This window comes from Actinomadura violacea, assembly GCF_017573465.1.
Lineage (GTDB): Bacteria > Actinomycetota > Actinomycetes > Streptosporangiales > Streptosporangiaceae > Spirillospora > Spirillospora violacea.
In genome coordinates, this window is sequence record NZ_JAGEPF010000012.1 from 211,588 (window position 1) to 233,833 (window position 22,246).

Consider the following 22,246-nt stretch of genomic DNA (forward strand, 5'->3'; position numbering starts at 1 on the left):
GCCCATGACGGACTCCGAGTACTGCCTCGTGTGCGATCACAACTCCCGCATGGAGGCGCTGCCGCCACGCGAGGTCGTCGCGTTCGACGAGCACTGGCGGGTGGCGCACGCGTTCGGCACCGGGACGCCCGGCTGGCTCGTGCTCATGCCGCGCCGGCACGTCACGGCCGTCGCCGAGCTGAGCGACGCGGAAGCCGCGGCGCTCGGGGTCTGGCAGGTGCGGTTGTCACGCGCGCTCCATGCCGTCACCGGGTGCCGCAAGACCTACATCGCGCAGTTCGCCGAGGCCGCCGGGTTCGCGCACGTGCACTTCCACATCGTCCCTCGCGCGGACGACCTGCCCGCCGACCTGCGGGGCCCGCGGGTGTTCGCGCTGCTCGCGCGGGCGCCGGAGGACGACCTGAGCGAAGCGCGGCGGGACGAGCTGGCGCTGGCGATCCGCGACCGCCTGTGACCAGCGGGATTAATCCCGGCGCGGCACTGGTTATCGGTCTCGTTCCGACGGAAGAAGGAGGTCCGCGATGGCAAGGAACGACGTCCGGCCGGTGGTGAAGCTGCGGTCGACCGCGGGGAGCGGTCACACGTACGTGACCCGCAAGAACCGCCGGAACGACCCGGACCGCCTGGTGCTGCGCAAGTACGACCCGGTCCAGCGCGCCCACGTGCTCTACCGCGAGGAACGCTGACCCAATCCCGCCCCCACCGGCCCCGTCCGCTGGGGGCGGTGGTTCGAGTGGGTCAGGGCCGGGTGGTCTGGATGAGGATCCGGTGGAGCTGGGTTGAGCGGGCGGCGGTGATGGCGCCCTCGCGGGTGCGGGTGGCGATCTTGTGCTGGAGGTCGGTGACGTCGGGGTCGCCGCGGGGATGGGCGAGCATGCCCTGGATGAGGTTGGTGAGATCGACGCCCACGTCCGCGCGGACGTCGCCGGCCGCGACGCCCTGACCCACCGCGAAGCGCAGGCGGAGCAGGGCCTGGCGCAGGGGGACGGACGGTGCCGGTGCCGGGGCGGGCGTCGCGGGCCGGTCGCTGAGCGGGGCGGGACGCGTCGCCCGGACGGTGGGGGAGGCGGCCTGGAGGGGGAGCAGCTGGCCGCGGGTGCGGTCGGGGCCGGTGAGGGTGTCGCCGAGTCCGAGGACGAGGGTCGTGGCGGCGGCGATCGTCGCGACGACGCCCGCGAGCGCGAGCCAGGGGAACGGTGACCGGCGCCGTGGCGGGGCGGGCCGCCACTCGCCTCCCGCGGTCATGGTCCCTCCCGGTCCCCGCGGCGCCGTCCGCGCCATACCCCGGAGTACGCCGGGCGCCCCGGCGGCGGTTCGACGCGACACCGGGAAGCGCAGGCCGGCGCCCACCGCATGCCGGCGCCCATCGCAGGCGGGCGCCGCAGGCGGGTGCACACCGCAGGCTGGCGGCCGCCACATGCGGGCGCACGCCGCAGGCCGGCGCACACCGAAGGCGGGTGCACACCGAAGGCGGGTGCACACCGAAGGCGGGTGCACACCGAAGGCTGGCGGCCGCCACAGGCCGGCGCCCAACGCATGCCAGCGCCCACCACAGGTCGGCGCACGCCGCGGGCGGGCGCCCATCGCAGGCGGGCGCATACCGCGGGCGGGCGCCCGCATGCGGTGGGGAGTGCGTCCGGAGGGGGCTTGGGGGTTCAGGGGAGTGGCCGCGGATGGAGCCGGCCGCGGGGTGGCACCACGTCGTTGGGGTGCCGCCCGCGGCCGGCCGGTCTCAGCGGTTCCCGGCGGGGAGCGGCTGCTCGGCGCGCCAGGAGGTGAGGAGGGTGCGCAGCTTGTCGTGGTAGCGGGTGATGTTGGCGGTCTTGACGTCCTCGTAGCCGCGGATCATGTCGGGCAGGTCGGCGATCTCGACGGCGAGGTCGTGGTTGTCCTTGTCGAGGCCGGCGACCAGCTCGTCCACGACCGTGAGGTACTCGGTGACGAGGCGGCGCTCGGCGCGGCGCTGGGCGGTGGCGCCGAAGGGGTCGAACGGGGTGCCGCGCAGCCGCCGCAGCGCGCGCAGCGCGTGGAAGGCGGGGCGGGCCGTCCGGCCGAGCGCGATCTTGCGGTCGACGCCGACGGCGCGCAGCAGCGGCGGGTGCAGCATGTACCGGACGGTGGCGCCCGCGCCGAACTGCTCCTCGACCTGGCGGGTGAGCGCCGGGTCGAGGTGGAGGCGGGCGACCTCGTACTCGTCCTTGTAGGCCATCAGCTTGTGCAGGTGGCGGGCCACGGCGACGGCGAGCCGCTGCCCGGACGCGACGGCGTCGCGTTCGGCGGCGGCGACGCGCAGCACGGTGTCGAGGTACCGCTTGGCGAGCGCGAGGTCCTGGTAGGCGGCGAGGTCGGGGACGCGGATCCGCAGCACGCGGGCCAGTTCGTCGTCCGTCCCGGAGGCGTCGACGAGGTTCATCGCGGCGGGCGCGTTGACGGCCAGGGGCCGCTGGACGGCGGGCACGGCGGGCGGCGCGGCCCAGCCGGGCTCCAGGACGAGCCGCCGGCCGGCCCGGAACGCCTGGACGTTCGCCTCGACCTGGACGCCGTTGAGCGCGAGCGCGTCCTCGATCGCGCGCGCCGACAGCGGCAGCAGCCCCGCCTGGTAGGCGGCGCCGACGACGACGAAGTTCGCGGTGGTGGTGCTGCCGAACCAGCGTTCGGCCAGCTCCAGGGCGTCGAGCGCGATGAGCCGGGCCTCGTCGGTGCGGGCGGCGATCTGCCGGACGAGGGACGCGCTCGGCGGCAGCGACGCGGTCACGTCGGTGATCATCCGGCCGGTGGGGACCTCGCTGGTGGACACGACGGCGGCGGTGCGGCCGGGGGCGCAGCGGCGCAGGTTGGCCTCGGCGGTGCCGGCGAGCGCGTCGAACGCCAGGTAGGCGTCGGCGCCGCCGTCCCCGATCATGCCGGGGCGCTCGCGCGGGACGTCGCCGATCCGCAGGTGGGAGACGACCGCGCCGGCCTTCTGGCTGAGCCCGGTCTGGTCGAGGGCGCGGGCGTGCCGGCCGTCGAGCAGCGCGGCGGTGGCGAGGACCTGGTTGACGGTGACGACGCCGGTGCCGCCGATGCCGACGAGCAGGACGTCCGCCGCGTCCGGCCGGGAGGCGGGCTCGGCCAGCTCGCCGATCTTCGGCAGCGCGGGCCCGGACGGCCTCCGTTCGCCCGGGATCACGGTGACGAACGACGGGCAGTCGCCGTCGACGCAGGAGTAGTCCTTGTTGCAGGACGTCTGGTTGATCTGCGTCTTGCGGCCGAACTCGGTCTCGACGGGCTCGACGCTGAGGCAGTTGGACTTGGTGCCGCAGTCGCCGCAGCCCTCGCAGACCGACTCGTTGATCAGCACGCGGGTCTGCGGGTCGGGGGCGAGGCCGCGCTTGCGCTTGCGGCGGGTCTCGGCGGCGCACGCCTGGTCGTAGAGGAGCACGGTGACGCCGGGGATTTCGCGCAGCTCGCGCTGGACGGCGTCGAGGTCGTCGCGGTGCCGGATCCGGACGCCCGGCGCCCAGTCGGTGCCGCGCGGGTAGCGGGACGGGTCGTCCGCCACCACGACGATCTTCGCGACGCCTTCGGCGTGCAGCAGCCGGGTGACGGAGGCGGGGTCGGTGCCGCCGTCGGCGTCCTGCCCGCCGGTCATCGCGACGGCCGCGTTGTAGAGCAGCTTGAAGGTGATGTTGGTCCCGGCGGCGACGGCCTGCCGGACGGCGAGGCTGCCGGAGTGGAAGAAGGTGCCGTCGCCGAGGTTCTGGAACATGTGCCCGGTGCCGGTGAACGGCGCGGCGCCGACCCACATCGCGCCCTCGCCGCCCATCTGGGAGGTGCCGATGCTGCGGTCCTGGAAGACGGTCATGACGTGGCAGCCGATGCCGCTCGCGGCCATCGACCCGTCGGGGACGACCGTGGACCGGTTGTGCGGGCAGCCGGAGCAGAAGTAGGGGGTGCGGGCGGGCGCGAGCAGGTTGATCGAGGGCTTGCGGGGCCGCAGCGCGGGGTCGCGCAGGTCGACGTGGTCCTCGCCGACGCGGTCGGCGAGCAGGCGGGCGAGCGCCTTGACGATCCGGTCGGCGGTGAGGCCGCCGTCGGCGGGGACGAGGGGCGCGCCGTCGGGGCCGTTCTTGCCGAGGACGGCGGGCCGCTCCGGGGCGTCGTAGAGCAGGTCGCGGATCTGCGTCTCGACGAACGCGCGCTTCTCCTCGACGACGACGATCTCGCGGAGGCCGGCGGCGAACTCGCGGAGCCGCGCCGGGTCGAGCGGGTGGATCAGGGCGAGCTTGAGGAGCCGGACGCCGCGGCGGGCGAGCGCGTCGTCGTCGAGGCCGAGCCGGTCGAGGGCTTCGCGCAGTTCGAGGTAGGTGCGGCCGGACGCGACGAGCCCGACGGCGGCGTCGCCGGTCGCGCCTTCGATGACGTCCAGCCCGTTCGCGGACGCGTAGGCGGCCGCGGCGCGCAGCCGTCCGTGCAGGACCTCGGCTTCGAGGGAGGTGGTGTCCTTGAGGTCGACGCCGGGCCGCCGCGTCGGCTTCCACGGGCGTCCGCGCCACTGCAGCTCCGGCGTGACCGGTTCCGGTACGGGCGCGACGTCCACGACCTCCAGCGAGTCGGCGACGTCGGTGACGAGCTTGAACCCGGTCCACGCGCCGCTGAACCGCGACATCTCGAACCCGTGCCGGCCGAGCCGCAGCACGTCGGTGATCGAGCCGGGCGCGAGCACCGGCATGAACGCCTCGGCGAGCGCGCCCTCCGTCGCCGACGGCAGCGTCGAGGACTTGCAGGACGGGTCGTCGCCGACGACCGCGAGCACCCCGCCGCGCTCGGCCGTGCCGAGCCAGTTGGCGTGCTTGAACGCGTCGAGCGAGCGGTCGACGCCGGGCGCCTTGCCGTACCAGAGGCCGAAGACGCCCTGGAACCGCGGATCCGGCAGGTGGTCGACCAGCTGCGAGCCGTACACCGCGGTCGCGGCCAGCTCCTCGTTCACGCCCGGGATGAACCGGATGTCGTGGTCCTCCAGCAGCTTCGCCTCGCGCATGAGCTGCTGGTCGAGGCCGCCGAGCGGGGATCCGCGGTAGCCGGACACGAACCCGGCGGTGGTCCAGCCGCGGCGGGCGTCGGCGCGCCGCTGCTCCAGCAGCAGCCGGACCAGGGCCTGGACGCCGCCCAGTGCGACCCGGCCCCGCTCCAGTTCGAGCCGGTCGCGGAGCGCGGACGTCGAGGTACCGGTCATGGTGCTGCCCCTTTCCGGCGGCTGGACTGTTCAGCCACATTCAGCACTCTGAGCTGAGCGGAGTGCAAGATGCTGCGGGCATAATTGAGCGGATTGCTCAAGTCAGAACCGAGTTACCCGCCGGAGATGAGCGTTGTGACGCGTGCCACCCTCCTCGACATCCAGATCCTGCGCCGGCTGGTCGACCAGCCCCGCATCGGGATCACCGAGCTGGCCGCAAAGCTCGGCATCGCCCGCAACACCGCGCACGCCCGCGTCGAGCGGCTGGAGCGCGACGGCGTGATCGGGCACCGCGGCCGCGAGGTCGATCTCGGCGCGCTCGGCTTCGAGCTGACCGCGTTCGTGACCTTGGAGGTCGCGCAGGGCCGGCTGCGCGAGGCCGCGCAGGCGCTGGCGGCGATCCCGCGCGTCCTGGAGGTCCTCGGCATCACCGGGCAGGGCGACCTGCTCGTCCGCGCGGCCGCGCCGAACGGCCGGCAGCTGCACGAGGTGATCGACTCGATCCTCGCCTGCCCCGGCGTCCGCCGCAGCACGACCTCGATCGTCCTGACCGAGCAGGTCCCGTTCCGCCTCGGCCCGCTCCTCGAAGACGAGGAACGCCGCGCCCGCACCGCGCACTGACCTGGGGAGACCCCGGAATCGGACGCCCCGGGGCGCACTCGTGCGAGCGCGGCCCGGGGCGGTCCGAGCGTCAGTCCAGGGCGAGGCCGGGGACCATGCCGGTGCCGACGTAGTCGCGGAAGAGCAGGATCCGGCCGTCGCGGATCCGGAAGACCTGGATGCACGGCACTTCGAGCGGTTCGCCGGTCGCGACGACCCGGCCGACGGTCGTGAGCTCCAGGATCACCACCTCGGGGTCGGTGGTGCGGTGGACGTCGCGGACGCGCAGGTCGGAGATCTCCAGGGCGGACAGGTCCACCTTCGCCGAGAAGGCGCGGATCTCTTCGCGGCCCTCCAGGCGGGCGGGCATGCCCGGGCCGCCGAACGGCATCTCGATCACGCCGTCCGCGGCGAACAGGTCCGCGAACGCGTCCATGTCGCGGGCGAGCAGCACCTCTCGCCGCCGTTCCAGGACCTCCAGCGGCGTTGCCGGTTCACTCATGCCGACTCCTTTCGTTCAACGTGCGTTGTACGACTGGTTCAACGAACGTAGAACGAAATGGCCGTCCGGTCAACGCCCGTAGAATGCGCCGGTGAACACTCCAGCGGGCGGGTCCCGGGCCGAGCAGAAGCGCGCCACGCAGGCCCGCATCCTCGAGCACGCGCGCCGGATCTTCGCCGACGTCGGCTACGACCGGACCACCATCCGCGCCGTCGCCACCGCCGCGGGCGTCGACCCCGGCCTGGTCATGCACTACTACGGCAGTAAGGCGAACCTCTTCGCGCAGGCCATCGACACGGGCTCCGCGTCGCTGCCCGGCGGCACCCCGGACGAGGTCGCCGAGCAGCTGCTCGACCGCCTGCACGGATCGCTCGTCAAGGAACCGGTCCAGTCGCTGGCGCTGCTGCGGTCGATGCTGACCCACCCGGAGGCCGCCCGCGCGTTCCGGTCCACGGCGCGGCTCGACAAGGACCGGATCGGGCGGTCCATCCCCGACGAGGACGCCGACCTGCGCGCGGCGCTGGTCAACGCGATGCTGATCGGGATCGCCCTGGGCCGTCACCTCATCGCGCTCGACCACCTCGCCGACGCCGACCCCGACCGCATCGTCGAGATCCTCCGCCCGGCCGTCCGCGCCATCGTCGAGCCCTGACCTAGCCCATTTCCGCGGGTCGTAGCCTCGTCATTGACAATAGGTAGGTAAATGCCTGCATAATTGGGACCGTGAGCTTCGAAGCGATGGACCCGGTCTTCAAGGCGCTCGCCGACCCCACCCGGCGGCTCCTGCTCGACCGGCTGCGCGAGCAGAACGGCCGGACGCTGACCGAGCTGTGCGAGCGCCTCGACATGGCGCGCCAGTCCGCGACGCAGCATCTCGACGTCCTCCAGCGGGCCGGGCTCGTCACCGTCGTCCGGCGCGGCCGGGAACGGCTGCACTACCTCAACCCCGCGCCGATCCAGGAGATCGAGGACCGCTGGATCTCCGAGTTCGACCGGCCCCGGCTGCGGGCGATCGGCGCCATCAAGGACCAGGCAGAGGAGTACGCCATGACCAGCGAATCAACGACGGCCGGCGAATCGACGACCGTCCCGACCTACGTCTACGTCACCTACATCCGGGCGAGCGCGGAGCAGGTGTGGCGGGCCCTGACCGACGCGGACCTCACCGCCCGCTACTGGGGGCACGCCAACGTCTCGGACTGGCTGCCCGGCTCCCGGTGGGAGCACCGCCGCACCGACGGGTCGGGCGCCGTCGACGTCGTCGGACGCGTCGTCGAGACCGACCCGCCGACGCGCCTGGTCGTCACCTTCGAGGACACCCCCGACAAGGAATCGGAGCGGGAGGCGTCGGTCGTCACCTTCCTGGTGGAGCCGCACCAGGACATCGTCCGCCTCACCGTGACCCACGAGAACCTCCCGAACCTGGAGATGCTCAACGGCATCTCGCGGGGATGGCCGGCCGTCCTGGCGAACCTGAAGTCGCTGCTGGAGACCGGCGACGTCCTCCCGCAGGCGCCGTGGGAAATGTCCCCGGCGCACACCTGAGCAGAACGGACGAACACGATGGACACCAGCGCACTCCAGGACGCGCACCGCGCACTGCTGGACGCCGCCGCGACCGTGGCCGGCGCCGGCGGCGAACCCGTCCGGCCGCCCGGCGAATGGAACGCCGACCAGGTCCTCGCGCACGTCGCCCTCGTCAACGCGGCGACCATCGCCGCCGTCGCGGCCGTCGCCTCGGGAGTGAACACGACGTACGACAACCGCGCGGCCCACGATCCCTGGACGATCGAGCACACCATCGCCGTCGCCGGCGGCAACGCGGGACTCCGGGACCGCATCCGCCGCCAGGGGGAGGCCCTCTGCGCGCTCGCGCCGGCGCTGAGCGACGCCGAACTCGGCACCCGGGTGCCGGCGCGGCTCGTCTCGCACGACACGATCATGGTGGACGAGCCCGTCCCGCTGAGGGACCTGATCGCGGGCCTGGCGGGCAACGAGCTGCCCGGCCACACCGACCAGCTCCTGGCCCTGGTCCCGGCCACGTGACCCCTGAAGCCGGGTCATCGGTCGTCGCGGCTAGGCGGGCTCCGCCTGGGCGGCCAGCGTGTGCAGGGTCAGCAGCAGCTCGGACGCCTCGACCGCGTCGAGCTCCCCGAACGTGACCTCCGCGCCGCGGCGATCCGACGCCTCCGACCGGCCGATCCGCACGGAGCCGAGTGTCTGCTCCGGCCACTCGGCGGGGGACATCACCGGGAAGCCCGGACTCACGTCCAGGACGACCGTGCGTCCCGCGATGACGCAGGTCAGCCAGTGCTGCACGCCCGCGTCCTGCGGAACGCCGCGCGCCCAGCCCCGCCGCTCCAGGCCCAGTACCTTCCCGACGCCGACCACGGTGCCCGCGACCCGGTCGAGCCGGTCGCCCGCGGCCTCGTCCGGCGTGAACGCGTGGACCGGACGGCCGAGCTGGGCGAACGGCTGGAGGATCTCGTAGTCGGCGAACACCTCCGACCAGGCCGGCACGCTCTCGCCCAGGTGCAGCGGGTGCGCGATCCGTACCTCCCCGGACTCCGGGAGCGTCCACACCTCGTCGTCGACGCCCGCGAAACTGCGGTCCTCGGCGATCCGGAACGCGACAGGATCGGTCCCGTCCCCGTCGTGCAGCCAGACCAGGCGCCGGACGAGGTGCCACAGCAGCGGGTGCCCGACGAACAGGCGCCGGAAGTCGCCGGTCGTCCACCGCCGCTGCTCGGCCATGGCCCGCTCCAGCCGGCGGATCTGGTCGGCGGCGACCGTCCGGACGTCCTTCTTCAGGCCGGTGAACGCCCGGTACGCGGCGGGCGCCGCCTCCGGGTCGTCGTTGGCGCCGGGCTTGGGCAGCGTCTTGCGGAGCGTGCCGCGGCCGTCGAACACGACGGGTTTCAGCTGCTCGTCGAAGCCGACCGTGAACGTGCGCGGCCCGTAGCCGAGCGTCATGCCGCCGTCGGCGTCCAGGCCGAAGTCGGGGACGATCCGGTCGCCGAGCTGCTCCATCGTCAGGCCGCGGTCGGCGGCCACCTGGAGCAGCAGCTCGCCGGCTCGCTTCTTGAGCCGCTTGGGCCGGGCCTTGTCCGCGACGAGGTGCAGCTGCATGACCGCCACGTCGGTGCCGATCGCGGCGAGCACGTCGAGCGACTTCAGCGGCTGCTGGATCCCGCTCTGGCCGGGCCAGGAACGGGCCGTCCCGCCGAGCCGCCGCGCGATCTCGTCGTCGCCGGTCCAGCCGAGCTGCGCCAGCGCCCAGCCGATCCGCGTCGCCTCGCCGGACGCCAGCCACCGCGTGTAGAGGCTCCAGCCGAACTCGGCCAGCGACCCCGGGTCGAGCGCGTCGAGCACCGCCCGCAGGCCCTGGGGCGGCTCGCGCCGCGGGCTCGCCTTGCTCAGCGCCTCGACGAGGTGCCCGGCCGCCTCCGCGGGCAGCGCGTGCTCGCGGCCCCGCAGCATGACCTGCGGCATCGCGGCCGGGGCCGCCCACGCCGGACCCTTTCTCTTTGCGCCCTTCCGCAGCGCCGCGGGCACCAGGTCGTCCGGCGCGTCCGGCACACGGCTCGCCCGGAGCGCGTCAAGCGCCTCCCTGGCCTGCGCGCTCAGCTCCACCGTCGCGGCCAGGCCCGGATGCGCCACCAGGTGCGCGTTCAGCAGGCCCGCCGCCATCGACGACCGCCGGGCCGTGCCGGTGCCCAGTTCCGGCAGGATCCGCAGCGCCCGGACGGGGAACCGCTCGATCATCGCCTCCATGGCGGGCAGGACGTTCACCGCGTCGAGCCGGCCGCCCATGATGCGGAACGCGTCGTCGCCCGGGAGCCGCGCCAGCGCGTCGACGATGCCGCGCCGCTCCTTCGGCTCCGCGTCGCCGTCCAGCGACCGCGCCAGCACCGGCGCCGCGGCCTCGCCGAGCCCGTCGACGAGGGTGTACAGCACCTCGGGGTCCCGTTCGCCGACCTGCAGGACGGCCCAGTCGCCGAGCCGTTCGACCTGCTCGGCGGTGCTCAGCGAGCACCACAGCATCTTGGCGCCGGACGAGGTGTAGTACGACAGGCGCTTGGGCGGGTCCTGGCAGCACTCGTCGACCCAGTCCGTCCGGTCCGGCATCAGGAAGGCCGTGGTCAGCCGCCGGACCGGTCCCTGCCGGTGTCCGGCCAGCGCGCGCAGGGCCGCGGCATGGTCGTCCTCGCCCGCCGCGGCCAGGAGCGCCCGCATCCGCAGGCCCGCGCGGCCCGCCGCCCAATGCGCGTGGTCGAGGTCGCCCGTGCCGGCCACGACGTAGACGGGCTGCTCGTCGGTTCCGATCGCGCCGCCGTCGTCCCAGACCCAGACGCCCTCGATCTCGGCGAACGCGCAGGCGGCGAAGGCGAGCCCGTGCTCGACCGCCAGATGGTCGGCCCAGCCGGGATCGTCGGCGAAACGCGACCTCAGCCGCGCCATCGTCGCCACCCGCGCGACCACCGCGGCCCCCAGCGGGGTCGCCTCGCCCTTCAGGTAGGCGAGCCCCGCCTCGGCGAGTCCCGGCGCGGTGCCCCGGTGCTCCAGCACCTCGCGGACGAGGGGACGCACACTCTCCAGGCCGTCGCGGACCGCGGCGTGCGCCTCCCGATCCGGGACGGTTTCGGGCACCGGGACGATCCCGCCGCGCCGGGGGACCAGATCCTCCAGCCACGCATCGGGGACGGCCAGAACGTTCTCGTCGCGGGAGGCGGGGGGATCGATGATCATGCGGCCCCACGGTAGGGCAGGGGGGGTGACACCGGCGGCCCGGATGAGGCAGGCGGCTAATGCTCGCCGGGGCGCGTGAGGAATCCGGCGATCGCGCCGCGGTTGCGCTGGAGGCCCTCGATGCGGTCGTCGATGACCGCGAGCTCCCGGTCCAGGATGTCGCGGATGCCGGAGCACCAGTCGAACTCCGGCCCGTCGTCCTTGGTGCAGGGGAGCACCTGCCGGATCACCTCGGTGGACAGCCCCGCCTCCAGCAGGACGCGGATCTTGCGCACGGTGACCACGGAGCCGTCGCCGTACCGCCGGTAGCCGTTCGGGTCGCGCCCGGCGGCGAGCAGGCCCTGCTCCTCGTAGTAGCGCAGCAGCCGCGTGCTGACCCCCGTCCGCCGGGACAACTCCCCGATCAGCATGTCACCGTCCCAGCTTGACGTTCGCACCGGTGTGAAGGCTTAACGTCGTCGCGCGAACGATCATTCCGGACCGCTGGAGGCACCGATGACCACACTCGTCCACCGCAACGGGCGCGCGGCGACCACCGGGGACCTGGCGCCGCTCGCCTTCGCCGGCTACGCCCACTTCACCGCCATGCAGGTGCGCGGAGGCCGGATCCGGGGCCTCGACCTGCACCTGGACCGGTTGCGGTTCGCGTCGGAGGAGCTGTTCGGCCGGGCGCTGCCCGACGACCGGGTGCGGTCCTTCCTGCGGACGGCCCTGGACGCGAGCGCCGCGGACGTCTCGCTGACGGCCACCCTGTACGCGGCGCCGGGCGAGTTCGCCGCGGGCGAGGCCGCGGAGCCCGACGTGCTGGTCCGCACCGGGCCGCCCGCGTCCGGCCCGGCGGGGCCGCTGGCCCTGACCACGGTCGAGTACGAACGCGTGCTGCCCGCCGTGAAGCACGTCGGCGAGGTCGCCAAGACCTACTTCATGCGGCGGGCCGTCCAGGACGGGTTCGACGACGCCGCGTTCGTCGACCGCCGCGGCCGGTTCAGCGAGGCCACGATCTGGAACCTGGCCTTCTGGGACGGCGACGCCGTCGTGTGGCCCGACGCGCCGATGCTCGTCGGGACGACGATGGGCATCGTCCGCCGGCAACTGGACCGCCTCGGCGTCCCCCAGCGCGTCCAGGAGGTGACGCCCGCCGACGTGCCCGCGCTGGCCGGCGCCGTGGTCATGAACTCGTGGACGCCGGGCGTCGCCGTCCACCGGATCGGCCCGGCTCCCGTCCCCGAGGCGCCACGCTTCCTGGAACTGCTCCACCGGGCGTACGAAGCCGAACCCCTCACCGAGCCCTAACGCGCCGCAGCGGGCACGGTGGTGCCCGACGAATTTCGCTCCCTCGGCCGGTCTTTAGTACCAGGGTCGCGTTCGCGGCCGAGAACCGTACACCGAGGAGACCGATGATCGACCTGACCCCGGCCTGCGACCGGATGGCCGACGTGCTCGCCGGCGTCGCCGACGACCAGCTCGCGGACGGCACGCCCTGCACGGAGTACACCGTCCGCGACCTCATCGCCCACATCGACGAGGTGTCGCGCGGCTTCGCCGCCCTCGCCCGCGGGCAGCAGGCGCCCGCCGCCCCGGACGACGCGGGCTTCGACGGCGACGGGCGCGAACGCGTCGCCGAGCACGTCCGGGCGCTCGGTGAAGCCTGGACCGACCCGGCGGCCTGGGAGGGGACCGCGGAGACGGGCGGCCTGGAGCTGCCCGGCGAGCGGTGGGGCAAGATCGCGTTCACCGAGATCGTGGTGCACGGCTGGGACCTCGCCAGAGCGACCGGCAGGCCCTTCGACCTGCCGGACGAGACGCTCCGCGCCTGCCTCGACCACGTGGCCGAGTTCGTCCCGAAGGCCCCGCTCCCGAACCTCTGGGCGCCCGCGGTCGCCGTCCCCGACGACGCCCCGCTGCTGGACCGGATCGTCGGCATCACCGGCCGCACCCCGTAGGGGCCCGCCTGAGGGAGCCGCCCGGAAGACGGGCTAGTCTGCGGCACCATGACCGACCAGCAAGAACAGCACACCGTCGAAGCCGAGTTCGAGATCACCGACTTCGACGAGAACGTGTACGACGAGCCGTCCGACGGGCCCAAGATGACCCGGGTCACGATCCGCAAGCGGTACCAGGGCGTGATCGACGGGACGGGCGTCGCGGAGGTGCTGACCGCCCAGGGAGGCGCCGGCGGCGGCTACGTGGCGTCCGAGCGGATCGAGGGCACGATCGACGGGCGGCAGGGCACGTTCGTCATCCAGCATTTCGGGCTCGCCGACGGGGACGAGCAGAGCAGTGACGGCCGCATCGTGCCCGGCTCCGGAACCGGTGGCCTGGCCGGCATCTCCGGCCAGGCCATGGAACGCCGCTTCCAGGTCCTCACCCTCACCTACACCCTGTGAGACACCGCCCCTAGCCGCTGTGCGGGGGCGGTCAGTCGGTGAAGATGCCGCCGGTGGCGTTGACGAAGGTGCCGGTGATGGCGGCGGCGCCGTCGGAGGCGAGGAACGCGGCGGTGTCGGCGACCTGCGCGAGGGTGGGGGAGCGGCGCAGCAGGCGCATCTCGTCCAGGCGGGTCAGGAGGGCCTGGAAGGCGGCGTCGTCCATGGCCGGGCCGAACTGGGAGAGCTTCTCCGGGGAGAGGGTCTCGGGGAGGCCCGCCGTCCAGATGCCGACGACGCGGACGCCGGCGGGGCCGCACTCCTGCGCGAGGTTGCGGACGAGGGTGTCGAGCGCGGCGTCCGCCGGGCCGGTGCCGCCCATCATCGGGCTGCCCTTCGCGGAGCCGCTGTTCAGGGTGAGGACGACGCCGGAGCCTCGCTCGGACATGTGCCGGGCGGCGGTCCGGGCGGTGATGAAGTTCGCGGTGATCCCGGTCGTGATCGGGCGGACGAAGTCGTCCACGGGCATCTGCGTGAGCGGCATGCCCTGCACGTCGCCGCGGGTGACGAGGTTGAAGGAGACGTCGATGCCGCCGGCGTCGGCGACGCGCCGGGCGTGCTCCTCGACGGCCTTCTCGTCCAGCGCGTCGAGGACGGCGACCTCGGCGCGGCCGCCGGCGGACGCGATGTCGGCGGCGACGGCGTCGAGGGGCTCGCGGGTCCGGCCGGCGAGGAAGACGGTGGCGCCCAGGCGGGCGAAGGTCTTCGCGACGGTGCCGCCGATCGAGCCGCCGGCGCCGTAGATGATCGCGTTCTTGTCCTGGAGCATGGCCGTGGTCCGTTCTCGCGTTGTTGTGTGACGCCTATGGAGACGCAGCGGGCCGGAGAACTAATCGGTCAGCGTCAGCGGCAGCCCGAAGGCGGGGAACAGGTGCGGCTCGAACGAGGTGATCTCCGCGATCAGGCCGTCCTCGATCCGCAGGACGTCCAGGACCTGCGCCCGGTAGACGCGGGTGCCGGGCCGCTGCACGTAGCCGCCGAGGGCGAGCCGCCCGTTGGCGCGGGTCGGCAGGTGCCGCCATCGGCCGATGTACGCGGGTGAGGACGGGTCGAACGTCTGGGAGAGCATGCCGATGATCGCGTCGCGCCCGCCGAACCAGAGCGGGTTCGGCGGCATGGTGATGCGGACGTCCGCGCGCAGCATGGCGGTCATCGCGGCCATGTCGCCGTCGATCGCGGCCCGCGCGTAGCGGCCGGCGAGGTCGCGTTCGGCTTCGGACGGGTCGGTGCCGCGCGCCCATTCGTCACGCCGTTCCGGGAGACGATCCCGCAGGGCGGGCCGGGCCCGTTGCAGGGCGCTGGTCACCGAGGCCACGGTCAGGCCGAGGGCCTCGGCGGTGTCGGCGGCGGGCCAGCCCAGCACGTCCCGCATGATCAGGACGGCGCGCTGCCTCGGCGGCAGGTGCTGGACGGCGGCGAGGAAGACCAGCTCCAGCGTCTCCGCCGTCTCCGCCACCGCCTCGGGGTCGTCCGGGAACGGCTGCAGCCAGGGCAGGAACGGCGGCGCGGTCACGCCGTCGGAGGGCGGGACGGGCGACGGGGCGTACCGCTGCGGGCGGCGCTCGTTGCGGCGCAGGAAGTCCAGGCACGCGTTCGTGGCGATCGTGTAGAGCCAGGTGCGCAGGCTGGAGCGCCCTTCGAAACCGTCGCGGTTCCGCCACGCCTTGAGCAGGGTCTCCTGGACGAGGTCCTCGGAGTCGTCGTAGGAGCCGACCATCCGGTAGCAGTGGACCTGCAGTTCGCGCCGGTGCGGTTCGACGAGCCCGGCGAAGTCGATCTCCTGGAGCGGATCCGTCTCGGGTGGATTCGTCACGGGCTCCGGCGTGACGGATTGCGCCGCGACGCGCGCGATGCGGCGCAGCCGCCCGACCGACGACGACAGTTCCCGCACGTCGGCGTAGAACGGCTCGGGACGGCCCGGCTCCAGGCCCTTCACGCGCCGTTCGATGTCGGTGATCAGGTCGTGGACGGCGCCGCCGCCGGCCTGCCGCGTCCGGTACGCCTTCTGCCGGCACGCCGCCGAGCAGTACACCGACGCCCGGCCCGGGCGTCCGTCCGGGCGCGGCAGCGCCTTCCCGCACACCCGGCACGCGCTGTCCGCCATGCGACGAGAGCCTAGGCCACGTCGCCCGGGCGGTCAGGGCGTGCGGCGCAGGAGGAGGAGCGCGACGTCGTCCAACGCCGGCCGGCGGCCGATGAGCGCCGCCATCACCGCGGCGGCGACCTGCTCGGGCGGGCCCGCGTGGACGGCGCCGCACAGCCGCGCGATGCCGTTGTCGACGGTGTCGTCCCGCCGCTCGACCAGCCCGTCGGTGTAGAAGCCCAGCAGTGCGCCGGGCGGCAGGTCCAGCGAGGTGGTGGTGCGGGGCGCGGTTCCGTCCAGGCCGATCAGGAGGTCGTGCTTCATGTCGACGGGCTCCGCCGCGCGTCCCGGCAGGGCGATGACCGGCGGCAGGTGGCCCGCCGAGGACATCCGGACCCGGGCCAGGCCGGGCTCGCACACCGCGTACAGCACGGTGGCCGTGGCGTCGGGCTCGAAGTGCAGCATCTTCCGGTCGAGCTTGCCGAGCACCTCGCCCGGGTCGGTGGTCTCCAGCGCGTAGGAGCGCAGCGCGCTGCGCATCCGGCCCATCACGACGGCCGCGGCCAGCCCGTGCCCGGCCACGTCCCCCATGACGATGCCGATCTCGCCCGCGGGCAGGACGAAGACGTCGTACCAGTCGCCGCCGACGATCTCCGTGCCGGGACGGTAGCGGGCGGCCGTCTCGATGCCGGGGATCTCCGGGGGCCCGGACGGGATCAGGCTGCGTTGCAGCTCCAGGGCGCCGGCGCGGTCGGACCGGCTGATCAGCGACTGCACCGTGAGCGCGATGCGCGCGGCCGCGAGCCGCAGGAACTCGGTCTCCTCCGCGGTGAACCGGCGGGGCGCCAGCGTGCCGACGTGCATGACCCCGACCAGCCGTCCGCCGCCGAGGAGCGGGACGCCGAGCAGGGAGCGCAGCCCCCGCTGGACCAGCAGGGGGTTGAAGACGTTCGCGTGCGGGACGTCCGGGATGTAGACGGTCCGCCGTTCGGCGGCGACGCGCCCGGCGAACCCCTGGCCGACGGGGACGTGCACCCCCTGGATGACCTCTTCCTCGATGCCCTGGGCCACCGTGGCCTCCAGGAACCGCCCCTGGCGGTCCAGCAGCAGCACCACGGCGGTGTCCACGGCCAGGATCTCGCGGACGCGGCCGAGCAGGGCGTCCAGGTGCTCCTCGACGCCCAGGCCGGCGAACGCGTCGTCGGTGATCGCCTGGATGTTCTCGAGCCTGCGGGTGAGGCTCTCCAGGTCGTCCGCGGGTCTCTCCACCTCGGTCATTTTATGTGCGATATGTGGCTCCTTATCGCAATTGTCGCAGGCTAGGGGAGGTCATTGCCCTCTGATGGACCGGCGGTTGCGGTGGCGCCGCCGAGGCACTCGCGGACGCATTCGGCGATCTCCAGGTCCTCGCGGGCCGTGACCACCAGGACGCGGACGGCGGAACCGGGGGCGGTGACGTCGGCGTCGCCGTGGGCGTCCTCGTTGCGGCCGGGGTCGATGGAGACGCCGAGGAAGGCGAGATCCTCGGCGAGGCGGTGCCGGACGAACGGGTCGTGCTCGCCGACGCCGCCGGTGAACACGAGCGCGTCGAGGCCGCCGAGCGTGGCGGCCATCGCGGCGGCGCAGGCGCGCAGCCGGTGGTGGTAGACGTCGAGGGCGGCGAGCGCGACGGCGTCGCGGGCCTCGGCGAGTTCGCGGATCTCCCGCATGTCGCCCGTCCCGGTGAGCCCGCGCAGCCCGGACCGGTTCTCCAGCGCCTCGTTGACCTCGGACGCCTCGATGCCGTGCTTGATCAGCCACAGCGGGATGCCGGGGTCGACGCTGCCCGCGCGCGACGCCATCACGAGCCCTTCGAGGGGCGTGAAGCCCATCGTCGTGTCGACGGAGCGGCCGTCGGCGACGGCGGCGAGCGACGCGCCCGACCCGAGGTGGCAGATCACCGTCCGCGACGGCAGCGCGCCGAGGAGCTCGCGCGTCCGCCGGACGGCGTAGGAGTACGACAGGCCGTGGAAGCCGTAGCGACGCAGGCCGAACCGCTCGCGCCACTCGGCGGGCAGCGCGTAGGTCGCGGCGGCGTCCGGCAGGGTCGCGTGGAAGGCGGTGTCGAAGCACGCCACGGCCGGGACGCCCGGCAGCGCGCCGGTGACCTCCGACAGCGCGTGCAGCGACGCGGGCTGGTGCAGCGGCGCGAGGTCGGCGAGCGCCTCCAGGCGTTCGGTGACCTTCGCGTCGACGGCGACGGGCTCGGTGAAGTCCGTGCCGCCGTGCACGAACCGGACGCCGACCGCGTCCGGTTCCGGCATGTCCGCGACCATCGGCGCGACCTCGTGGCGGGCGCCGGCGTTCTCGGTGACGACGGTGCCGTCCGGGTCGACCATGCTCAGCTTGAGGCTGCTCGACCCCGGGTTCACGGTGAGGATGCGCATCGCGGGCCTTCCTGGTAGGGGTCTGCTTCAGTAAGGCCAGGTCCAGTCGCGGACCTCGGGCGCGTCCTCGCCGTGCTCGCGCGTGTGAGCGCGCAGGGCGAGGCGCTGGTCGGCCATGCGCTGGCGGATGTGGGCGACGCGGCCGCCGAGGGACGGGACGCGGTCGATGACGTCCATGACGAGGTGGAAGCGGTCCAGGTCGTTCAGCATCACCATGTCGAACGGCGTGGTCGTCGTGCCCTCCTCCTTGTAGCCGCGGACGTGCAGGTGGTCGTGGCCGTGGCGGCGGTAGGCGAGCCGGTGGATCAGGTACGGGTAGCCGTGGAACGCGAAGATGACCGGTCTGTCGGTGGTGAAGAGCGCGTCGTACTCCCGGTCGGGCAGCCCGTGCGGATGCTCGGTGTCGGGCTCCATCCGCATCAGGTCCACCACGTTCACCACCCGGACGCGCAGGTCGGGGAAGAGCTGGCGGAGGATGTCGACGGCCGCGAGCGTCTCCAGCGTCGGGATGTCGCCCGCGCACGCCATCACGACGTCGGGATCGGCGCCGCCGTCGGTGGAAGCCCACTCCCAGATGCCGATGCCGCGCGTGCAGTGCGCGACCGCCTGGTCCATCGGCAGCCAGTTCAGCGCCGGCTGCTTGCCCGCGACGATGACGTTGACGTAGTCGCGCGACCGCAGACAATGGTCGCCGACCGACAGCAGCGTGTTCGCGTCCGGCGGCAGGTACACCCGGACGATCTCCGGCTTCTTGTTCATGACCACGTCGAGGAAGCCCGGATCCTGGTGGGTGAAGCCGTTGTGATCCTGCCGCCACACATGCGACGACAGCAGGTAGTTCAGCGACGCGATCGGTCGCCGCCACGGGAGCCGCCGCGTCACCTTGAGCCACTTCGCGTGCTGGTTGAACATCGAGTCGACGATGTGGACGAACGCCTCGTAGCTGTTGAACAGGCCGTGCCGCCCGGTCAGCAGGTAGCCCTCCAGCCAGCCCTGGCACAGGTGCTCGCTGAGCACCTCCATGACCTGCCCGTGCGGCGACTGGTGCTCGTCGGTCGGCAGCCGCTCGCCCTCGAAGACCCGGTCGGTCGCCTCGAACACCTCGCCGAGCCGGTTGGACGCGGTCTCGTCCGCCCCCATGATCCGGAAGTTGGCGGGGTTGCCCTTCACCACGTCCCGCAGGAACGTGCCGAACACGCGAGTGGCCTCGGACGTCGTCGTCCCCGGCTTGCCGACCGGGACGGCGTAGTCGCGGAAGTCGGGCAGCTTCAGCGGGCGCAGCAGCAGCCCGCCGTTGGCGTGCGGGTTCGCGCTCATCCTGCGGTCGCCCACGGGCGCCTGGTCCGTGAGCGCGGGGAACGGGCGTCCCTCCTCGTCGAACAGCTCGTCCGGACGGTAGGAGCGCAGCCACTCTTCGAGCAGCGCGAGATGCTCGGGATCGTCGCGGACGCCGGTGAGCGGCACCTGGTGCGCGCGCCACGTGTTCTCGACCGGCAGCCCGTCGACCACCTTCGGCCCCGTCCAGCCCTTCGGCGACCGCAGGATGATCATCGGCCAGCGGTGCCGCTCGGTGTCTCCGCCGTCGCGGGCGGCCCGCTGGATGCCGCTGATCTCATCCAGCGCCCGCTCCAGCGCGACGGCCATCTTCCGGTGCATCGACTCGGGCTCGTCCCCGCTGACGATGATCGGCTGGTACCCGTAGCCGTCCATCAGCTGGACGAGCTCCTCCTCGGAGATTCGCGCCGGCACCGACGGGTTCGCGATCTTGTAGCCGTTGAGGTGCAGGATCGGCAGGACCGCCCCGTCGCGCACCGGGTCCAGGAACTTGTTCGAGTGCCACGACGCCGCGAGGGGCCCGGTCTCCGCCTCGCCGTCGCCGACGATGCACGCCACGACCAGGTCCGGGTTGTCGAACGCCGCACCGTACGCGTGCGCGAGCGAGTAGCCCAGCTCGCCGCCCTCATGGATCGACCCGGGCGTCTCCGGCGCGACGTGGCTCGGGATGCCGCCGGGGAACGAGAACTGCCGGAACAGCCGCTCCATGCCAGGCCCGTCCCGCGACACGTCCGGGTACACCTCGCTGTAGGTGCCCTCCAGCCACGCGTTCGCGACCGCCGCCGGCCCGCCGTGCCCCGGCCCCATGATGTAGATCATGTCGAGGTCGCGCGCCCTGATGACCCGGTTCAGATGCGCATAACAGAAGTTCAGGCCGGGCGAGGTGCCCCAGTGGCCGAGCAGCCGCGGCTTGATGTCGCGCCGCCGCAGCGGCTCCCGCAACAGGGGGTTGCTCAAGAGATAGATCTGCCCGACCGAAAGGTAATTCGCGGCTCTCCAGTACGCGTCGATCCGCCGGACCTCGTCGTCGGGCAGGGGGGTGGACGCGGTGACGGCCTCGGTCATGGCGCGGTCCCTTCATGGATCGGCATACGCCCGGAAAGGACCACGTCCCCTCGATGGGCCCCCTCAACCCCGCGCGCCGCACGGCGGCGGGGCCTTCAGCGGACGCGGGGGAGGGTGAAGGGGCAGGGGCCGTCGCCGCGCAGGCCGCCGCCCGGGCCGGCCTCGATGAGCTGCGCCTCGCCGAAGTCCTCGTCCTCCGCCGCCGCCCGGACGACGTGCCCGTAGCCGGGCAGGCGGCGCCCCCACGCGGCCGGGGCGCCGGCCTGCAGGTCGAGCCGGATCGGGGTGTCGCCCTGCGGCGCCTCGAACGGCCCGAGCCCCCCGGCGAGCCGCCAGCGGGGCGCGGCGAGCGCGTCGCGCGGCGGCGCGCCGCGCAGCAGCCGGACAAGGATCTGCAGCGCGACCTGCGGCTGGATCCCGCCGCCCGGGCAGCCGAGCACCGCGCGGAACGTGCCATCGGGACGCGTCGCGAGCACCGGGATGAGCGTGTGCGGCGGGCGGCGCCCTGGCCCGTACTCGGCGGGCGAACCGGGCGCCAGCGTGAACCCGGCGCCGCGGTTGTGGAGGTTGATCCCGGTTCCGGGTTCGACGAGGAGGGAGCCGAGACCGGTGCCGTTCGACTGCTGCAGCGCGATCGCCATGCCCCGGTCGTCCACGACGCAGACGCAGGCGGCGTCGCCGGGCGGGACCGTGGCGCGCCGCCGCCGGTGCCGGGCCGGGTCGATCGCGGCGCGCAGCGCGGCGAGGCGGTCCGGGCGCAGCGGCGCGGCGTCCGCGGCGTCCGCGGCCTCGCCCGAGGCGGCCAGCACCGACTCGGCGAGCAGGTGCGGCCAGCCGGGGTCGGCGGGGTCCGGCAGGTCGAACCCGGCGGCGAGCGCGAGGGCGGCGAGCAGCACGTGGCCCGGCGACGTCGGCGGGGCCGTCCACACGTCGTGCCCGAACGCGCGGACGCCGAGCGGCCGCACCCACGCGGCGCAGGGCTCGGCGAGGTCGGACGGCGCGAACAGGCCGCGTCCGAGGCGGAGCAGCCCGTCGCCGAATTCGCCCTGGTAGAACCCGTCGCGGCCGGCCGCGACGACGGCCCGCAGCGCGCGGGCGATGCCCGGCCGCTTCACCTGCTCGCCGGGACGGACCGGCCACGCGAGCCCGTCCCCGGCCGGGGCGTCCCGGCAGGCCGCGACGAGTCCCGGCGAGGCGGTGAAGCCCCGCTCGGCGTGCAGCACCGCCGACCTCAGCACCTCCGCGAGCGGCGTCCGGCCGTGCCGGGCGTGCAGCGCGAGCCAGCCGTCCACGCAGCCGGGGACGGTCACCGACCGGACGTCGTGCCGGACCGGCATCCGCCGGCGGCCCTCCGCGCGGAGCGCTCCCGCGTCGGCGCCCGACCCGGCGCGTCCGGCGGCGTCCAGCGCGGCGGGCGGGCCCGGGCCGTCCTGGACCAGCGCGAACAGGTCGCCGCCCAGGCCGCAGCGGTGCGGTGCGACCACCGCCAGCACCGCGTTCGCCGCCACCGCCGCGTCGGCCGCGGACCCGCCGGCCCGCAGGATCGCCAGGCCCGCCGAGGACGCTCTGTGGTCGGCCGTGCAGATCATCGCCCGGTCGGCCGTACCGGTGATCTGCTCCACGCTCTTGACGGTAGTTGCCGGAGCGGCGGGCCGAAAGGCCCAGATGGCGGGCGTTGTCAGCGGACCTGACCGGCCGCCCGGGGCGCAGTGAGGGCCGGGGAGGCCACGGCGGCGGGTGCGCGCCTACAGACCGCGCCGCCGTGGCCCCGTCCCCCCACCCGGCTGTGGCAGGCACCGGTTACAGGGGCGGCGGCCGTCGCGGCCGCCGCCCCGCCCCCCAGCG

Annotated in this window: 20 protein-coding genes; 9 read left to right on the forward strand and 11 right to left on the reverse strand. The window is 73.9% G+C overall.

What is annotated here, in order from left to right; genetic code table 11:
* Positions 1-4 precede the first annotated feature (4 nt).
* Both J4709_RS20705 and rpmG read left to right on the forward strand, forming a co-directional pair.
* A complete protein-coding gene (locus J4709_RS20705; protein ID WP_232383786.1) occupies positions 5-454 on the forward strand; it encodes an HIT family protein in 450 nt (149 codons plus the stop codon).
* A gap of 67 nt (positions 455-521) precedes the next feature.
* Positions 522-686 carry a 50S ribosomal protein L33 gene (gene rpmG / locus J4709_RS20710; RefSeq protein ID WP_173096410.1) on the forward strand — a complete coding sequence of 55 codons (165 nt, stop codon included), beginning with the start codon at positions 522-524 and terminating at the stop codon, positions 684-686.
* 52 nt (positions 687-738) lie between these two features.
* Here the strand turns inward: rpmG and J4709_RS20715 are convergent, their stop codons facing one another.
* Together J4709_RS20715 and J4709_RS20720 are read right to left on the reverse strand one after the other, a co-directional pair.
* Entirely contained in the window at positions 739-1,245 is a 507-nt protein-coding gene (locus J4709_RS20715; RefSeq protein WP_208243188.1) for a hypothetical protein, read from the reverse strand.
* A 487-nt stretch (positions 1,246-1,732) separates the two neighbouring features.
* A complete protein-coding gene (locus J4709_RS20720; protein WP_208243190.1) occupies positions 1,733-5,215 on the reverse strand; it encodes an indolepyruvate ferredoxin oxidoreductase family protein in 3,483 nt (1,160 codons plus the stop codon).
* A 126-nt stretch (positions 5,216-5,341) separates the two neighbouring features.
* Here J4709_RS20720 and J4709_RS20725 point away from each other — a divergent pair, with 126 nt between their 5' ends.
* The gene (locus J4709_RS20725) at positions 5,342-5,836 is read left to right on the forward strand and encodes an Lrp/AsnC family transcriptional regulator (RefSeq protein WP_208243193.1); all 495 of its coding nucleotides are present in this window, start codon (positions 5,342-5,344) and stop codon (positions 5,834-5,836) included.
* Between the two features lie 70 nt (positions 5,837-5,906).
* Here the strand turns inward: J4709_RS20725 and J4709_RS20730 are convergent, their stop codons facing one another.
* On the reverse strand, positions 5,907-6,317 hold the full coding sequence (locus J4709_RS20730) for a nuclear transport factor 2 family protein (RefSeq protein ID WP_208243195.1): 411 nt from the start codon (positions 6,315-6,317) through the stop codon (positions 5,907-5,909).
* Between the two features lie 91 nt (positions 6,318-6,408).
* On the opposite strand from J4709_RS20730, the gene J4709_RS20735 reads away from it, so the two are divergent.
* From J4709_RS20735 to J4709_RS20745, 3 genes are all read left to right on the forward strand, one after another.
* Positions 6,409-6,969 carry a TetR/AcrR family transcriptional regulator gene (locus tag J4709_RS20735; protein WP_208243197.1) on the forward strand — a complete coding sequence of 187 codons (561 nt, stop codon included), beginning with the start codon at positions 6,409-6,411 and terminating at the stop codon, positions 6,967-6,969.
* Positions 6,970-7,040: 71 nt separating this feature from the next.
* Positions 7,041-7,862, forward strand: a complete 822-nt coding sequence (locus tag J4709_RS20740; protein WP_307801392.1) for an ArsR/SmtB family transcription factor — start codon at positions 7,041-7,043, stop codon at positions 7,860-7,862.
* A gap of 18 nt (positions 7,863-7,880) precedes the next feature.
* A complete protein-coding gene (locus tag J4709_RS20745) occupies positions 7,881-8,363 on the forward strand; it encodes a DinB family protein (protein WP_208243199.1) in 483 nt (160 codons plus the stop codon).
* A 30-nt stretch (positions 8,364-8,393) separates the two neighbouring features.
* Here the strand turns inward: J4709_RS20745 and J4709_RS20750 are convergent, their stop codons facing one another.
* Entirely contained in the window at positions 8,394-11,066 is a 2,673-nt protein-coding gene (locus J4709_RS20750; protein ID WP_208243201.1) for a DUF4132 domain-containing protein, read from the reverse strand.
* A 56-nt stretch (positions 11,067-11,122) separates the two neighbouring features.
* Entirely contained in the window at positions 11,123-11,476 is a 354-nt protein-coding gene (locus J4709_RS20755) for a MerR family transcriptional regulator (protein ID WP_208243202.1), read from the reverse strand.
* Between the two features lie 85 nt (positions 11,477-11,561).
* On the opposite strand from J4709_RS20755, the gene J4709_RS20760 reads away from it, so the two are divergent.
* The 3 genes from J4709_RS20760 (at position 11,562) to J4709_RS20770 (ending at position 13,453) form a co-directional block, all read left to right on the forward strand.
* Positions 11,562-12,359, forward strand: a complete 798-nt coding sequence (locus J4709_RS20760; RefSeq protein WP_208243205.1) for an aminotransferase class IV family protein — start codon at positions 11,562-11,564, stop codon at positions 12,357-12,359.
* Between the two features lie 104 nt (positions 12,360-12,463).
* Positions 12,464-13,009: a TIGR03086 family metal-binding protein gene (locus J4709_RS20765; protein WP_208243207.1), complete on the forward strand. Its 546-nt coding sequence runs from the start codon at positions 12,464-12,466 to the stop codon at positions 13,007-13,009.
* 48 nt (positions 13,010-13,057) lie between these two features.
* Positions 13,058-13,453: a DUF3224 domain-containing protein gene (locus J4709_RS20770; protein WP_208243209.1), complete on the forward strand. Its 396-nt coding sequence runs from the start codon at positions 13,058-13,060 to the stop codon at positions 13,451-13,453.
* A gap of 31 nt (positions 13,454-13,484) precedes the next feature.
* On the opposite strand, the gene J4709_RS20775 is transcribed toward J4709_RS20770, so the two are convergent.
* From J4709_RS20775 to J4709_RS20800, 6 genes are all read right to left on the reverse strand, one after another.
* On the reverse strand, positions 13,485-14,261 hold the full coding sequence (locus J4709_RS20775) for an SDR family NAD(P)-dependent oxidoreductase (RefSeq protein WP_208243212.1): 777 nt from the start codon (positions 14,259-14,261) through the stop codon (positions 13,485-13,487).
* A gap of 60 nt (positions 14,262-14,321) precedes the next feature.
* A complete protein-coding gene (locus tag J4709_RS20780) occupies positions 14,322-15,596 on the reverse strand; it encodes a sigma-70 family RNA polymerase sigma factor (protein WP_208243213.1) in 1,275 nt (424 codons plus the stop codon).
* A 33-nt stretch (positions 15,597-15,629) separates the two neighbouring features.
* The gene (locus tag J4709_RS20785) at positions 15,630-16,844 is read right to left on the reverse strand and encodes a PP2C family protein-serine/threonine phosphatase (protein WP_208243215.1); all 1,215 of its coding nucleotides are present in this window, start codon (positions 16,842-16,844) and stop codon (positions 15,630-15,632) included.
* Positions 16,845-16,894: 50 nt separating this feature from the next.
* Complete coding sequence (locus J4709_RS20790) at positions 16,895-18,001, reverse strand: acetate/propionate family kinase (protein WP_208243217.1); 1,107 nt, start codon at positions 17,999-18,001, stop codon at positions 16,895-16,897.
* Between the two features lie 27 nt (positions 18,002-18,028).
* On the reverse strand, positions 18,029-20,401 hold the full coding sequence (locus J4709_RS20795; RefSeq protein WP_208243219.1) for a phosphoketolase family protein: 2,373 nt from the start codon (positions 20,399-20,401) through the stop codon (positions 18,029-18,031).
* Between the two features lie 95 nt (positions 20,402-20,496).
* Entirely contained in the window at positions 20,497-22,023 is a 1,527-nt protein-coding gene (locus J4709_RS20800; protein ID WP_307801394.1) for a gamma-glutamyltransferase, read from the reverse strand.
* Positions 22,024-22,246: the final 223 nt, after the last annotated feature.